The sequence below is a fragment of the Paenibacillus oryziterrae genome, from assembly GCF_042610485.1.
In the GTDB taxonomy this organism is placed as follows: domain Bacteria; phylum Bacillota; class Bacilli; order Paenibacillales; family Paenibacillaceae; genus Paenibacillus_AQ.
Map to the genome: position 1 here is coordinate 460,985 of NZ_JBGJZO010000001.1, position 17,471 is coordinate 478,455.

General features: G+C 47.0%; 4 protein-coding genes. 2 read left to right on the forward strand and 2 right to left on the reverse strand.

Annotated elements, in window-relative coordinates; genetic code table 11:
* Position 1: 1 nt before the first annotated feature.
* Both ACAN55_RS02245 and ACAN55_RS02250 read right to left on the reverse strand, forming a co-directional pair.
* Positions 2–11,926 carry an amino acid adenylation domain-containing protein gene (locus tag ACAN55_RS02245; protein WP_379127442.1) on the reverse strand — a complete coding sequence of 3,975 codons (11,925 nt, stop codon included), beginning with the start codon at positions 11,924–11,926 and terminating at the stop codon, positions 2–4.
* 20 nt (positions 11,927–11,946) lie between these two features.
* Entirely contained in the window at positions 11,947–14,571 is a 2,625-nt protein-coding gene (locus tag ACAN55_RS02250) for a non-ribosomal peptide synthetase (RefSeq protein ID WP_379127445.1), read from the reverse strand.
* 920 nt (positions 14,572–15,491) lie between these two features.
* On the opposite strand from ACAN55_RS02250, the gene ACAN55_RS02255 reads away from it, so the two are divergent.
* On the forward strand, positions 15,492–16,112 hold the full coding sequence (locus ACAN55_RS02255) for a TetR/AcrR family transcriptional regulator (protein ID WP_379127447.1): 621 nt from the start codon (positions 15,492–15,494) through the stop codon (positions 16,110–16,112).
* Positions 16,113–16,139: 27 nt separating this feature from the next.
* Positions 16,140–17,420 (forward strand): MFS transporter, encoded by a 1,281-nt coding sequence (locus tag ACAN55_RS02260; protein ID WP_379127450.1) that lies wholly within the window; start codon positions 16,140–16,142, stop codon positions 17,418–17,420.
* Positions 17,421–17,471 lie beyond the last annotated feature (51 nt).

The following is a 17,471-nucleotide window of genomic DNA, read 5'->3' on the forward strand; positions in this document are numbered from 1 at the left end:
CTTAGAAATGAAATTCAATAGCAGTCCCGGTACCTTCTGTCCCATCTGTGTCTCCCTCAAACGTAATTTGTTGGAGTGGAATTTCAGGATCATTCGCAATCCTGCCAAGAACAGAGATGAAGCAGTCAAGTACATCCTCCAATTCCTTTTCATTAAAAACCTTAAGGTTGTATACAAACTGGATGAGGAATTCTTCCCGAGGCTCTACAATGACGTTGAAATCATAGTTGGTATGTTCAATCCATTCGTAATCCACCATTTCCAGTTCCCGGGGTAACTCTAGCTCCAGCGGGTAATTTTCAAATACAAGCACATGATCAGGACCCGTATTCCCGCCGGCATTCTGAATAACAGATAACGGGAGATGAGAGTAGGGCTCACTGACCAGCATGTCTCTTTGAAGACTTAGAGCTAATTCGAGAAAACTCTCTGTGTTTGCCCTCACCCGAACAGGAACCGTATTTATGAATAACCCTGTCATTTCATCGATATCCTGCACTTCAGGGTTTCTCCCGGATACCACTGCGCCGAACACAACGTCTTCTGTATCATTCAACCTTTGCAGCACTATTCCCCAGGCAGCTTGAATCAGTGTGTTCAGCGTCACACTGCGTTCAGCCGACAATTGGATTAATTCTTGACGCAGCACGGCTGGAAGGTAACGGGATATCTTCCCACGTGTATACGTGGTCACGGCTTCATTGACTTCCCTGGGAAGCAGACGTGATCCCTTATACCCTGACAAATATGTCTTCCAGTATTCCTCGGCAGCTGTCCTGTCCCTATTCTCGATCCATCGGATGTATTCCCCGTAAGCAGGAGCCTGTATCAAACGAGGGTGTTCGTTGGAGACAAGTGCTGCGTAGAGATTAAACAGCTCCTGGATAATCATGCTTACACTCCATCCATCAAGAAGAATATGATGGAAGCTCCAAACCATGCAGTATTCCTCATGATCTGTCCGGATCAGAGAGACTCGAAGCGGAATATCGCCGAACAACTCAAAACGTTGGTTACGGTCCTGCTCTAAATAGCAGTCCAGGTCATTTGTTCCCGTTGACTTACTAGCTATTGTCCAATCTTCGTAATGAAATGGAACTGCTCGGGTGTCTGCGACCTTCTGCAATGGACGCTCCAGACACCTTACTGCAAAACTCGTGCGAAGAATGTCGTGCCGGTCGGATACAGACTGGAAGCAACGCTTAAGAATGTCTGGAGCCATCGGCCCGCTGAAGCGCATAACACATTGCTCGAAATAAGCCTCCGATTCCGGATAGCGCAGGTAATGAAACAGCATGCTTTCCTGCATCGGGGATAATGGATACACCTTTTGTAGATCACAGGAGGAATTCGCCATAACAACTGCAAAGTCCCCGGGAGATACAAGGTCGCTATTCTCCGGTGAAGGTCCCGGAAGACCAGAATGACCACAATATGACAGCACCTCTAGCAGGCCGGACACGAACCCTTGCAAGAAAATCTGCATCGTTGCCTCTTTGTACTCATGTTTGCTATATTCCACCTCGACAGTTAACCGATTATCAACTTGAAGTGCGTTGACTGCGATGGAGAATGGCCGCTCCGAATCCGGACTTTCCGTTCCATTCAACGGAAGTTCAGCGAGCCTGAACAGATCTCGGTAGGATTCGTCATTCATTTCCCCAAGATAATTAAAGCTGATTTCAGGTCTAATGCTTAATGCTTTAACGTTATCCGGGCTCTCCTGACGTAAATATTTGAGCACATTATAACCGGCACCTTTGTTCGGCATCACGTATATGTCATGACCTAACAAGACAGCATACTGTCCCGGATCAGCCGCAGCGGTAGTATTAAGATAGAAAGGATAATGTGAGGTGAACCAGCCTACCGTCCGTGAATAATCAGGATGTCCTCCAAATGGCTCTCTTCCGTGACCTTCCATATTGACCCAGACTCCATCTGAAACTCCCAGATTGTTTATAGCATGACCTACAGCCGCAAGCAGCAGAACAGACGCATCTGTATGGTAACGTCCGCTCGCCGCTTCGCGAATCGACAAAGTGGCTTCCTCTGTAAAATGGATACTTTGTACTACCGCATCCCGTAACTTTCCGTTTCCGGAGTTCCAATCCTTAGGAATAACTGAGGCTGACTGAGTGAACTTTTGTTCCCAGTAGGACAGCTCAAGGGTGGAAGATTCACTCCAAGCATACTCGTGCAGCAGGTTGGAAAATAGTTGGTATGAGTCCGTCTTAACCGGAAGCACCGGCTCAATTCCCCTACTGAGTGATGAGTAAATATCATAAAAGTCATCCAACAGAATTCTCCATGACACCGCGTCGATGACCAGGTGATGGATAACAAAGGTTAATTCATCTGCTTCGCGGCTTCTGAACAGTCCGACTTGAACCAGAGGCCCGGTCTCCAGATTAATAGCCTGGTGCATCTCCATGGTCATTCGTTCCTGTGCTGCGCGGGGGTTCCCTTCCACCTCACTCCCGTCAACGAACCGATAAGCGAAGTCGTTCTGATTAGACTTGTTGCAGTATTGCCGTATAGTTCCGTTAGGAGTACGCCGATAATTCATTCGAAGCGTATCATGGTGACGGACCATCCGGCTGACCGTATCCCGCACCTGATCGACATCAAACCGTCCGTTCCCTTTCAGCGTAATGGTTTGATTCCAGTGATTCATATCTGTGAAGTCCTGTTCAATAAACCACCGCTGAATCGGGGTCAGGGGGACCTCACCCTCAAGCGGTATACGTTCCGCTACAGACTGTACTTCGCTTTGACGTACAGCGAAACGTGCGATCTTTCGAATGGTCTGACCTCGCAAAATATCGCTAACCTCCAGACGTATGCCCCTTTTTTTCAAAAGTGCAGAAATCTGGATAGCTTTAATTGAATCTCCGCCCATCCTGATAAAGTCCTCATCAATATGTGAATCCGGGACTTTGAGAATGTCACGCCATACTTCTATTAGTTGCGACTCTATGGAATTCTTCAAAAATTCGTATTCCATCGTAACGTCATTCTTTCGCGTTGTATCCGGCAGCTTCTTATAATCCACCTTGCCATTTGCCGAAAGCGGGAGGTGATCCAGCCGAATATATTCAACTGGAAGCATATATGAAGGTAGATAAGCTGAAAGATAGGATTCTAATTGGTCAGCCTCCAATTGTTCCTCAGAGGTATAAAAGGCACACAGGCGTTTCTCTCCACCCGGCCCTGTTTTGGCAGCCACCGCAGCTTCATGGATGTGTGAATGACTCAGCAGGAGGTTCTGGATTTCACCGGTCTCAATCCGGTAGCCCCTGATCTTAACCTGCTCATCCAATCTGCCTAAATAAGCCATACCCCCTTCAGGCAGCCAACGAACTAGATCACCCGTTCTATAAACCTTGCCCTTCTCTCCAAACATTCCGCCGACAAATTTCTCTTCCGTCAAGTCCGGTCGGTTTAAATACCCGCGGGCCACACCAGCTCCGGCGATGCAAAGTTCGCCCGGAAGAAACTTAGCCTGAAGACCTCCCGAAGAATCAGCAACATAGAGCCTGATATTATCGATTGGCATACCGATAGGTACTTGATTCCCCGTATCTGCCGCCTCGTACCGTTTGATCATACAGCCTACAACAGTTTCCGTAGGCCCGTATTCGTTGTACACATCGGTTCCAGGTCCGAAGAGTTCTACAATTTCCGCTGCGGCGGAAGTTTCGAGAGCTTCACCGCCCACAATAAAACGTTTCAGACCGGATTGATCCGTCTTGTACAAGCGAAGCAGCTTCAGATGGGATGGGGTTAATTTGATGATCCCCGCCTCACCCTCCTCAATGATCCGGCCTAGAGCAATCTCCACATTTTCCGGATAAATCAATATCCGGTTGCCTGACAGTAGTGGAGTAAACATGGAGGTGACTGTAAGATCGAAGGATATTGAGGAATACAAGGGAAATGCGATCTCCTCACCTCGTACGTACTTGCGATCCGCCCACCAGATATAATGAGTTAAGCCCCGATGCTCGACCATTACTCCTTTAGGCTTACCTGTGGAACCGGAGGTGTAAATAATATAGGCAAGATTGTCTGGACTGACCTTAATCTCCAGATTATCGCTTAAGTCTCTGTCTTCTTCGATAGTTGCAGTGACCTTGATAATCTCGCCTTGGTATCCGGATAGTTCCTCATACTCTTCATCCGTGATCACCCACTGCGCTTTGCAATCCGATAGAATGTATGCAATCCGCTCTTTTGGGTAAGATGGATCAATGGGAACATAACATCCTCCTGCTTTCCAGATTCCCAGTATTGCCGTGATCAAACCGGGTGATCGGCGCATTACGAGTCCAACCGCGGTGTCTCTTCCGACTCCTTGATTTACCAGCCGGGCGGCCAGATGGTTCGCATCCGCGTTAAGCCTTTCGTAAGTAAGTTGCTCACCGTCGCAGGAGATTGCAATAGCCTGGGGCGCACGTCGCACCTGCTCCTCGAACAACTTGAATACTGGCTTGTCCTCTGGATATTCTGCTGTTGTATTATTGAATTCGTACCGGAGCTGTTCATTCTCTGAGTATGGTAAAAGTTCGATTTCAGATACTGGAATATCAGGGTTCACAGCGACCGTTTCTAGTATTCTCAGCAGATGACCAGCCATCGCTTCAATTGAAGCGGGATGAAACAGGGCTCTACAATATTCCAAATGCAATCTCAGTCCATTGGAGTATTCTACTGCTTCCAGAGTCAAATCGAATTTGGAAGTGCGACTCTTGCATTCTTCTGCCTTAAATACCGTATTCTCGATTGTCATAGCCACTGGTTCAAGCGCTTCGTGCTGAAATACATACATTACATCGAACAAAGGATTCCGGCTCATATCCCGATTGTCGTTCAACCGGGTAATAAGCCTCTCCAGCGGGAACTCCTGATGCTCGAATGCTGCTATTGAACCTGCCTGCACCTCTTTTACCAGGTCGCCAAATGCCTTATTCGGAGTTATCTGATTCCGGAGAGGAATCGTATGGACGAACATACCGGGTACCCGTTCTATATCCGGATGCATTCGTCCAGAAACTGACGTACCAACAATAATGTCTTCCTGATTGGCATATTTGGACAACAGGACATAGTAGGCAGCAAGCAGATAGCTATACAAGGTAATCCCGTTAAACGCAGCAAATTCCCGGATTATTTTCAAAAGATCATTGGTAATCTCGAAGGAATATCTTTCTCCCTCAAGACTCCGGACGGCAGGCCGCGAATAATCTGTCATCCAATCAAGCCGGGGAATGTCTCCCTGTAAGAGACGACTCCAGTATTTGTCCCCTTCCCGCATATATCCGGACCCGATTCTGCCAAGCTGCCACTGCGTATAATCCTTATAATGAACATTTAGTTCAGGTAAGCATTCCCCTGAGTACAGACGGAACAGCTCATCAAAGATCAGATTGGCAGAGATTCCGTCTGCGATCATATGGTGCATGTCCAGAAGCAGATATTGTCTATTACTTATTGGATTCTCTTGCCATGCTTCAATCCGTAAAAGAGGTGCCGCCTCCAGATCAAACGGTTTCACTGATTCCAAAATGGACAACACATTCCTCGCATCAACCAGTGTATGGAGAGAAATGTCAATGGAACATTCAGCATGAATTTTTTGCACGGGCTCATTATCCTCCAGATGAAAAGATGTCCGGAGGCTCTCGTGCCTCCGCACCAGTTCATTGGCAGCCTGCTTCAAACGACCGATGTTGAGATCACCTTCCACTGTTATCAGACCCGTGACATTGTATGCCGTTCCGGCGTTGCCCATCCGCTCAACCGCAAATATGGAACGCTGCGAGGATGACTGCGGATAATATTCGGCCTCTTCTGCCTTCGGAATTCGTACTGCTCCTGTTCTTGGTTTGTTGTCCAATACTTCAGCTAATTCAGCAATAGTCGTGTATTGGAACAAGAGGCTTAATGGAATCATGCTCCCAAGTTCATCTTGCAGCCTGGCGGCGATTACTGTTGCGGCAAGCGAATTGCCACCTATCTCAAAAAAATGATCGGTTATTCCGATATCCTTGCGCTTTAATACATCCTGCCATAAACGGTGTAACAGCTTCTCCAAGGCCGTAACGGGAGCCGCGGGAGGAACAACCAGATCGTCGCTTATGGCAATAAGAGATTCATACTGTACACCAACGGATTTCATTGCCAGAAGTCCATCTACTTTGACCCATTTGGCTGGTATCAGGGGTTCGGAGAGTAACGAAGCCGTGCTTATCTTTCTTTCACGATCGTCCGGCTCTTTATCGTCTTTAGTGTCATAGTAAGCCACCAGCCTTGAGGCGCCAGCTAGATCAGACTCATGCGCAACCACAACGGCCGACACCCACGAAAGGCCTGATAACTGAGCCTCTATATGATCCAGATGAATACGGAAGCCGTTCACAGAGACTAAACGATCCATAGAGCCAAGCACGTGAATATGTCCGCCCTCCATGAGTACCGCTGCAAATTCTGTGGCACGAACTTCATCTTCCCCACCGTTAGCTCTCCAATACAGCTGGCCAGTTACACCTTGCAGGCATGGCAGTCCGCGCTCGTCCGCTATGATACCTGAGCCATTTAAATCAAACTCCTCATCGAGCTGATCAAGCCGAGAGAAATTTAAGGCTATGCATTCTCTTTCATCTGCACTGGGTAATCCGTACTGTTGAAGCTCTTCCCCGTCATCTGCAAGAATATCTTCAAGCAGACGGATGTATGTCTGCAGCCAGACATCGGCATCTTCATCTGCGCATACGACGTTCTCATAGTCTAATTCGAGAACCAGTTCATGCTCGAGATCTAGTACATTCAAGCTGACAGGGTATTTAACAGCATTGGTTGGAGAAGGTTCCAGTGTCGCTTCAAGATCTCCGAACTTAAATGTGGAAGGTTTATCAAAATTAAAGATGGTTCGGATAGAAGGCGGATGGACTGTTATCCCATTCATCCCCAGATCTTTAACCATTTCTGCATAAGAGCACTGCTGGTGATCCAGCATATCCAGCAATTCCTTCTTCATCTGCTTCAGATAATGGGCAAAACTCATAGTACCCGAAAGACTACTTGAAAATGGAAGCAGATTAACACATTGACCGACTAAATTCGGGGCGTCCATTTGAAGCTGGCCGGATGTAGGAATGCCCACCGTTATATCCTGAAGACCAGAAAGTCTGGATAGCAGAATGCTATAGGCTGCAAGCATGAGCATATATAACGAGGTTTTACTTTGTCTGCCGTATGATTTCAGATCTGAAGTCAGCTGCGAACTTATCACCCTACGGATTCTTTTACCAGGCAGACCTATGGAGTTACCTAATCTTAAGGAAGAGGGGAAAATCATTTCCGGTATAGGAAATGAGAGCTTGGACATCCAGTACTCCCGGGCAAAGCGTGATTCTTCCTCAGGGATACTGAGCTGCCAATCTGCAAATGCGGAGAACGGCACGGCTTCCTGTACCCTGTAACTTACCTGATCCGAGTAATACAATGAAATATCTTCTAGAATCCGTATGAAAGACCATCCATCCACCACAAGATGATGAGCCTGCACAACAAAAAAATGCTCCTGTTCGCCGGCATGAAGAAGACCGAATCTGATGAGAGGGCCAGTCTCCAGATTAAATCCTTCCGTCATCTTCAGCAGTGAGAGGTCAGGAAGCCCTCCCGCTTGAACAAGCGCTTCTGCTTCGTAAAGCGGATAGCTTGCTTGCACATTTCTGAACGGTTCTGTATATTGAACACTGCCATCTTCAGCAAACCTTGTTCTTAGCATGCCGTGTCTTTGGATGACATGATGTATTGCCTTGTGAAGCCGGGCGGAATCCACTTTCCCCCTCAGTTTAAGAATGACAGTTTCGATGTATGCCGCCGAAATCTCGGGATTCATACTGGAGACGAACCAAAGCTGCCGCTGCTCCTCAGTAAGCGGCAAGATTTGTGTCTCACCGGAGTCCGCCAAATGCCCGGATGGATTCAGTCCACCTCCTGGAGTAGGTGAAGGCGGAAGAAATCCGGCACTACGCAGTTCTCTTATACTGTCTTTGACTGCACAGATAATCTGCTCGATGTCCTCCATCGAGTGAGCAGTTGATAGAAAACAGTTCCGGCCTTCCCAGATATAGATTCCCTTCTCAATCAGCAAATAATAGAGCAGCTCCAAATCGGTACGTTGTACAAACCTGAATAATGAGCCGTAGCGGGCAATATGAAGCGGAAGCTGTTCTTTCTCAAAATACGAGTTCAAGGAGTCGGCAAGATATGCCGTCTTGCTGTTCAGTTCCTCCTGCAGTGCGGGACCTCCCTCTTTCAACCGCTGCAATACGGCCAAGGCAGCATTCATGGTCAATGGATGCTGGCAGAAGGTACCGGCCACGAATGTCCTCCTTTCTTCAAAAGGGGGAAACGATTCGTCACCATAAGACCACATTCCACCATCAATGCAGTCCAAATATTCAGGTTTACCTGCGACAATGCCAATCGGCAGCCCGCCACCTATGATTTTACCGTACACTGCAAGATCAGCTTTGACGCCGAACCATGCCTGCGCTCCTCCTGGATGCACCCGAAAACCGGTAATGACTTCATCGAAGATCAGAGCAATTCCGCGCTCGGCAGTCAGTGTCCGCAGTTTCTTTAAGAATTCGGTTGGCTGCAGATCCGGTTTTCGGCTCTGTACCGGTTCAACCAGAATCGCTGCCAATTCACCTGCTCTTGATTCGATGATCCGAAGCGACTCTGGATGGTCATAGTTCAGTACAATAACATCATCAATCATCCCGGCCGGTATGCCGGGAGCGATCGGTGATCCAACTCCGTCCATACCAGCACTCATGGCGAGGACACCATCAAAGGTGCCGTGATAGGAGCCCGAGAAAATGGCAATTTTAGGCCTACCGGTTCCTGCTCTAGCCAATCGCAGTGCAACCATTACCGCTTCTGTTCCGGAATTAAAGAATGCAGCCCGTTCCATACCGGTCAATTCGCATAAAGAGGTTGCCACTTGACCCGCTGTCGCATTAATAGGTCCGATGCACATTCCTTTCTGTAATGCGCTATCCACCGTTTCATTAATAAATGAAGTATTATGTCCGAATAAATTCACGCCAAAACCCATTGTCAGGTCAACGTACTTATTACCATCGATATCTTGGATGGATGAGCCTTCGGCATGATCCACTACGATTTGGTATACGATATCTTTCCAGTAAGGTCTAAACCCGGCTACATTTCGGTTGTTGGCTACAACTTCACGATAATTCTGAGTATGGAGCTGCGAGTTCCTCGTTTTCTTCGTATATCTGATAATAAACTCATCAATAAACTGCTTTTGAGAATCAGTAAAACCTGACTTTGCAGACGTTTCAATCTTTTGATAAGGCACATATGGCCGATCTTGGGAGTGCGGAGGCTCCGACATAACATTCGTCAGTGGTTTCTCCACACTATGCATTGATACATCTGCATGGCGGAGTGGAGCATTCTGGATGGAGGTATGAAGTGCCGCGACTGGCAGTGAGTCCGGTGTACCATGGGGTCGGCCTTCCATGATGAGGAGCTGCTTTGCCATGATGTCCAATTGTTTATGGATGATTCCTTCCATTCCAGGCATCATCCCCGTGTTGTGCTCCTCCTGGGATACCCTGACCTCATTTTTGGTCACCACATACGAGGTCGCCGTTTCTTGCACGGCAGTTACATTACGGGGGGGAGTTTCCGGCACCGGAGTAACCATAGGTTGGTCCTCTGACAGTCCAGAAACATATCTTCCAACTTCTGATACAGTAGAAAGCTCTTCGAAGAATAAACGCATTGGAATCTCAATGCCGAACTGCTCCTTAATGGCATGCCTTGCATTCACTAGCAGGATAGAATCTAGACCCAATTCCATAAAGCTTGAATCCGTACTGATTTCTTCAAGCCTATATCCGGAAATATCAGCAATAATTCCGCGTACCGCCTCTGTAACAGAACGATTGTGTTCCGTTTGACCAATGACAGTCATGCTCTGTTCACCCTCCTTGTAATCCGCCTTACCATTCTCATTGTTAGATGAAGTATTCTTACTGGAAATAGTAATCCAATGCTTAGTCTTATCAAAAACGTAGGTTGGTGCTGACACCACTCTACGATTCCTTCCAGCATGCAGTATTTTCCAATCTATAACATCACCGCAGGCATATGCAGCAGCAGCCGCACATAAAGAATCATAATATGGCTGACTATTACCACATTCTAATACTTCATCAGATTGCTGTTTACCCTCAGCTTCCGGACCGCCATACCAGATACCTTCCTCAGGGTCTCCATATATACCTGTGAAATCCTCAAGCCGGAGTATCGCCAGCTTATCTTTTAGCGCTTGCGGGTTCCGAGCGATTACAGCCAGACGATATTCGTATTGTCCTCGCCCAATATTCGTGGTATAACAGATATCCTTGAATTTATGCGGATCCGCAGTGATCAAGTAGTGCCGATAGCTGATAATCAATGAGCGCAATGAGGATACCGATTTAGCCGAAAGGGTCAGCAGCGCCCATTCATCTTCTTCACTTGATAATGAACGATGCCGTGTGTCCACACCTGCTTCTTCCAGAATGACGTGACAGTTAGTTCCGCTCATTCCGAAAGAACTGACTCCGCATCTTCGTACATTTTCACTCCTTGTCCATTCTGTTAATTGCGTATTGACATACACAGGTGACTGAATGAAGTCGATTCGCGAGTTTGGCTTATCAAAATGGATAGACGGTGGAATCTGCTCCAGGTGAAGCGCAAGTGCAGACTTGATCAGACTGACAATCCCAGCTGCATGATACAAGTGCCCGATGTTGGGTTTAAGCGAACCGATGGCACAAAATTGTTTCCTGTCCGTAAAAGTTCGGAACGCATTTTGTATTGCATGGACCTCAATCGGATCCCCGATAGGAGTGCCCGTCCCATGAGTTTCAATATAGGAAAGAGAGGCAGGATCTATACCTGCTTTTTCCCATGCACTGATCAGTAGCCTCTCCTGAGCAGCCATATTTGGTGCTGTTATACCGATGGACTTGCCATCCTGATTGGAAACGCTGCTTTTGATCACTGCATAGACCGGATCGTTGTCGGCGATCGCTCTGGACAATGGCTTCAGCAGCACCGCTCCTATTCCCTCACCGCGGACTGTTCCGTCGGCATCATCATCAAATGCACGTACTGTTGAGGATGATGACTCGATTCCGATTTTAGGCTGTTGACCGGACAGATTAAGCATCAACTGAATTCCTCCGGCAATAGCCATGTCGCATTCACGCAGTGTCAAAGACTGGCAGGCGAGATGAACAGCCAGCAGTGAAGAGGAACAGGCTGTGTCAACAACCAAACTGGGGCCTTTCAAATCCAGCAGGTAAGAAATTCGGCTGGCGATGACGGGTGGCAGATTTCCGGGTGCAGCTGCTGAAACTAGATGAGGACAATTAACAGCAATCATTTGTTTATATTCATGCTCATGTCCAGAACCGACAAAGACTCCCGTTTGGCTGCCTTTTAGCCCATCTCCGCCGTAACCAGCATCTTCAATTGCACCCCACGCCGTTTCTAGGAACATTCGTTGATACGGATCCATCAGATCGGCTTCCTTGGGAGGAATGCGGAAGAAGTGTGAATCGAAAGTATCGACCTCGGATAAGTATCCCCCCCGGGGAGGGAGTGTTCCAGAAGAATGATGACCTTCGGATGCCAACCTGGATAGAGGTGCTTCTCTGATCCAGTCCTCACCCCGGGCAAGATTGCTCCAGAATTGTTCCAGAGTTTCTGCTCCAGGCACGTTTACCGCCATTCCGACAATAGCTATATCCCGGCCTGAAAGCTCCTCGATTACAGGAGATCCGTTTCTTTCTTTGCCCTCCCGGGACAGCAAATTTTTCTTCATCGCAAGCCTCTCCTTCCGTATCATTGCGGTGACGGTTCAACGGCTATACTATCCAAATTCAATAGAGATTCCAGCGCCTCGGCAAATATCTGAAAAAGCTCACGCATCAGGAGTCCGTTCATTCTTGCTGCGTTATAAGCGAAGGTAAACAATGCTGTATCCGCTGTATCTTCCCATTCAAGCATCATGTCGAAATAATCTGCCGGACCACTTCGCTGCGGCTTCCATTCCTTTCTTCCCAGATAACAGAGAGCCTCTCCTTTCTTCGGCCGGGCGACCTCACTCTCCATATCTCCGATATAATATAAAGGAGTTTCACCGGGCGTGTTCTTCACATTGGCTAAACGAAGTAAATCCTCAATCGTATCGAGAGTAGAGAAATCAACAGAAAAGGGAATCACCCAGCCAGGACCGTCTATCATTGTATGAATTGATACCTTGGATTCAGTGGAGATTTCATACAATGTATTGGCGAATAAAGCCAGAACTGCTGCTTCCTCAGAAATTTGACGATGTACACAAAGTGACCGCAACCGGTTTCGTTTGTGGCCTTGAAGTACCATTCGGTATTGATTCTCCGCCCCATTCTCTCTTGCTTCAAAGTACTGCGAAGAAAGATGAACGTGCTCAGTATGAAACCGGATCTGCTTAGGCTCCTGAGAGCCGGTAATTAACCGGGACAGCTGAACTACTGAAGGCGAACCATAAATATCAGTCATTGTGATGACAGCCGGATATATTTCCTCGATCCGCTCGAACATTTGCACTACCAACATAGAAGTACCTCCTATTTCAAAGAAGCTGTCTTCAATGTTAAAGTGCGCTTTTCCGAGAAGTTCGTTCCATATCCGGTACAGTGATCGCTCAACTTCACCTTCCGGGACTCTACCTTTCGTGCTGGTTGAAGCCTCCTGATCAAGCTGCAACCGGGCCAATTCCGCTTCGATTTCACGATAGAAACCATCTTTGTATTTCGCGGCATATTTGTATCTTTGCAGTTTGCCGCTGGTAGTCTGGTAGATCTTGTGTACGGGAAGAATAATCGAAATCTGAAGGCCCATTACACGGTTCAAGTGTCTGCGTATCCGTTCAGAAATCTGCAAAAAGTCTTCCATCTTATCCCTGTAAAGAACGAATAAGGCTGCTTCCTCAGTACCCGATCGTTCATTATAGATTCCGCAGGCAACCATTCTTTTGATTTTTAAATCTGTGCATTCTTCCGCTATCCGTTCGATATCATGGGGGAAATAATTAGATCCGTTAATAAAAATGATATCTTTGGTTCTCCCGGTAACAATCAGACGGTGGTTAACCATAAATCCCAGATCTCCCGTCCGCACCCAGCCGTCGGTTGTGAACAGCTTCTCTGTTGCGTCAGCATTATTGTAGTACCCGGAGGTCACGTTAAGACCTGTGATCTGAATATGTCCCACTGTCCCTTCCGGCATCAGACAATCAGAGTTGTCGCAAATTCTTACACGACATTCCTGTATGGGGGTACCGGTTCCAACTAACATCAAAGTATCTGTATGACGTTCACCTGAAATAAACTCTACTGGGTCACCAACCTGCAAAGAATCACGTTTCACATAATAGGTTGTATAAGCCTCATCCTGTTCTTGAATGCATACACCGACGCATGCCTCGGCCATTCCGTATCCCATTTTCATTGCTTTCCGGTCCAGACCGTGCGGGCTCATTTCCTCAAGAAACTGTCTACAGACTTCTGCATCAATCGGTTCGGCACCATTCACTATGGCGCGGATGCGGGACAAATCCCATTGAATCTCTTTTTTCGATCTCAGCTTATTGTAAGCTGTTTGGAAATATTTAAGCCCGAAATTCGGGGAAGCCAGAATTGTTGCACCATATTGATTGCTTTTCTGCATCCAGAGTATCGGTCGACGGATAAAAAGCCAGGTTGGCATTAGATATTGGCTTGTCCTGCAAAAAAGTGGAAGCAAGTGAAACATGATCATCCCTAAATCATGAGTCAAGGGCATCCAGCTTAGAAAATGATCGTCATCACCGGCCCCAAGACGTTCCTTTAAAGCAAGGATATTGGCCAGAAGATTGCTATGCCTGAGCATCACACCTTTGGGGTCACCTGTAGTTCCGGAGGAAAATTGAATAAAAGCAATATCTCCTGGCATTACCGTCGTATTCTCTCCGGATACTCTTTCGACCGGCTGCTTTATTAGTTCCATAATATCCAAATGGCGTTCAGCGGCATTACCATATTCAGTTGCCCAATTACCAAGTTTCTCGAAATGTTCCTGGTGCGAGACGATAAAAGGATTATTCAACACACTGGCAATCCTTACAACCTTGACATAATGTTCTTCATTGTTACCGACGGATAGCGGAACAGGTATGATGCCTCCCAGTAGACAAGCCCAGAAAACAATAAGAAATTCACGGTTGTTGTCCATTTGCAGAATCACTTCATCCCTTGCCCCTACACCTTTCATTCGGAGATGATGGAGCACACCCAGGGCGGATTCATACAGAGCAGCATAGCTGCAAAACTCGCTCTCAGCTTCGCCGGTTATGAAGGTAATTCCCCGCTCCCGGCTTGTTGTTTCGCTTCGTAATGCTTCGTTAAGCGTATTGAACATTTTGTCCAGCTCCCCCTTCCTCAACAAAACGTTTGAAGATCTCCTCTCGAGTTTCGGAAACCATGCGCTCAAGCTCCCGATACGGTGCAGTAATCTTGTTCATATAATCCTCGTTAGAGTCCTCCACATTATATTATTTTGAACATAATGCCACTTTTAGATTGACTTAATAGTTAATGATACCTGCTTCTCTCTCCTCAACATGTTGCCCAAAACGTTTCCAGGCCCTACTTCTATCATGCGTTTGGTTTCCCGTTCAAATAGAAAGCGCATACATCCTTCCCAATTTACTACCGAGACCATCTGTTCAGCCAGTAATGCCGAAGATGTCACATTCGACAATTCGGACGCAAACTTTGAAGCAGCTTCCATCATTAAGGGGCTGTGAAAGGCTGCACTCACGTTCAGCGGGGTCACTCTCCCTCCGAGCATAGTCTGCCTTGTTGTTCGACCGCATCGGGAAAATAAATGGTTCCGGACGCAGTCAAAGCTGATATTTCTCCAAGACTGTGTCCGGCGTAATAATGATGTTCGAGATCCTGATTCTCTAATAGAACCCGATAAGCAGCGATGCTGACCGTAAGTGTGCAGGGCTGTTTCGAAGCCGGTAAACAAATTTCTACCCATGCCTATGTACTGCGAACCCTGACCCGGAAACAACAGTGCCGTTCTCGTAATTACTTCCCCTTCTACTGAAGTTGTTACACAACAGGTGTTTGCATTGAGTTGATAGAGATGAAAAGTGTAATAGTTATATTTTCACTTTATGTGGAAAAACATGGTGTTTAAATGGAATATAAAAGCATTATAGCAAAATTATCATATAAATATCAATTATTTTAATTATTTGTTTATTCCGAAATTATTCATTGCAAAATGAATCCGATGTCAGTATTATCTTAAATGAAACACAGTTCATTTTGGAATTACAGAAAGGAAGCAGCCTCATGTCGCCTAAACTCTCAAGCAGCCGTAAAGAATGGAGGAGCCAGCAAATACTCGAAGCCGCTAAACAAGTATTTACCAAAAAAGGATACGGAGCGGTGACGCTCAAGGATATTATCGAGGAAACCGGCATGAGCCGAGGATGGATTTATTTGTACTATCAGACTAAAGAGGAGATCTTCGAAGCTCTGTTGGCTCATCAGGATGCCGAATATGATCAATACCTCGAAGAGTTGATTGAATCTTCCTCTACCATTTGGGATGTGGTTACCACACTGTATTCACGGCAGCTGCAGGATCTTCAGCACTCGCAAAATGGTAGTTTAATGTCGGCTTTCTACGAATATTTCCTAATTAGCTGGCGTGACGAGACACGGCGGGTTCTTCTGCTGAAACGATACGAAAGAGGAATTGCTCAATTTGCGGAGTTACTTAAGACCGGAGTTGAACGCGGAGAATTCACTCCAGTCTTAGATGTATATGATATCTCGAGACTTGCTGCTTCCTATCAGGAAGGCATAATGACACATACTATTACCATGGGGCCGGAGAAGGTAAACGTGCAGATGCAGCTGGAAGCACTCGGAATTTATCTGCAAAGTCTGCTCAAACCTATATCTTAGCGTAGCGTACATAAGGGAGGATAAAGAATGAGAACGCTCTTTCGCAATCCAACGTTCAATAAGCTGTTCCTTGCAGCTTTCACCTCACAGCTTGGCACCGTGGTCGGAAATATGGCATTTGCTTACTATTTGGTCGACCGTTACAGTGAGCGGCCTGCATTAGCCACTACAGCAGAACTGATGTACTCGTTGCCTACTTTGGCAGTATTTTGGATCGTCGGTGTGATTGCTGACCGTTTTGACCGTAAGCGTATAGCTGCCTACAGCGACTGGATACGGGCCGGGTTGACCTTGATGCTACTTCTTTTTGTTCATTTTGACGTATTATTCGCCTGTTTTATGGTGCTTTTTCTTCGCAGCTCGATATCCAAGTTTTTTGGTCCTGCGGAAATGGGGCTTTTACAAGGCAGTATTGACCATGATCAATATATCCAGGCTTCCGGACTGAACCAGATGGTCATGGGTGTATTCATGCTATTCGGTATGAGCTTAGGGGCAACCGCTTATCATTTTATCGGGATTGAAGGTGCTATTATTGTTGATGGTCTCAGTTTTATGCTATCCGGCCTTCTGCTACTCTGGGGAGATTTCCCTGAGCATGCCCGCACTCCTAACGGAACAACCCGTATCCGGGATCTACGATTTTCACTTTTGCTAAAAGATTTTTGGCAAGGCCTCCGCTACATTACGGGCAACCGTCTGCTTCTGGTTCTGATCAGCGGTTTTCTGTTCTTTGGTATCGTAAACGGTGTATTCGCCGTACTTCCCATCTTCGCCATGAAATACAAGCTGAGTCCTGATCAGTACGTTGTCCACTCTTCTCTCATTACCGTCTTTCTTGGGGTTGGGTTTCTGCTTGGCAGTATCATCGGTCCTCTTCTGATCCGCCGTTTCACCAGATCCCCTATTCTGATTGCTGGCCTGTTTATCTCCAGTCTGCTTATTACCGGCTTAGGAGCAACAGGGCACGTTGAAGTTTATTTTGTCCTTGTGCTACTGGCCGGGATTGCCATTGCTCCTATCAATATCGCCCTTGGCAGCTGGATGCCGGAACTCGTGCCGCCGCAGAATATGGGGCGTGTGAATGCTTTAATCGAACCTGTAATGATGCTCGGGCATTCGCTGGCTTTGGGAGGAATTGCCTTGGCCTTCCCTGCCTTGATTTCCGTCACTTGGCTTCATTTCATCCTGGGCTTTTGCACTGTAGCTGTAAGTCTTTTTTATCTGGCCGCACTTCCGCCTTTGGTACGCAAACGTCGGGTAAAAGCAACGGCTGAAGCGGCAATCGTTGAAGGAGAGTCCATATAATACCTTCTTCGAAAATACTTATAAGGCCAGGGCTATGCCCTGGCCACATCC

Coding starts and splice junctions, on each gene's coding strand:
- ACAN55_RS02245 (WP_379127442.1), bottom strand. CDS start 11,926: ATGAAGAAAAATTTGCTGTCCCGGGAGGGCAAAGAAAGAAACGGATCT.
- ACAN55_RS02255 (WP_379127447.1), top strand. CDS start 15,492: ATGTCGCCTAAACTCTCAAGCAGCCGTAAAGAATGGAGGAGCCAGCAA.
- ACAN55_RS02260 (WP_379127450.1), top strand. CDS start 16,140: ATGAGAACGCTCTTTCGCAATCCAACGTTCAATAAGCTGTTCCTTGCA.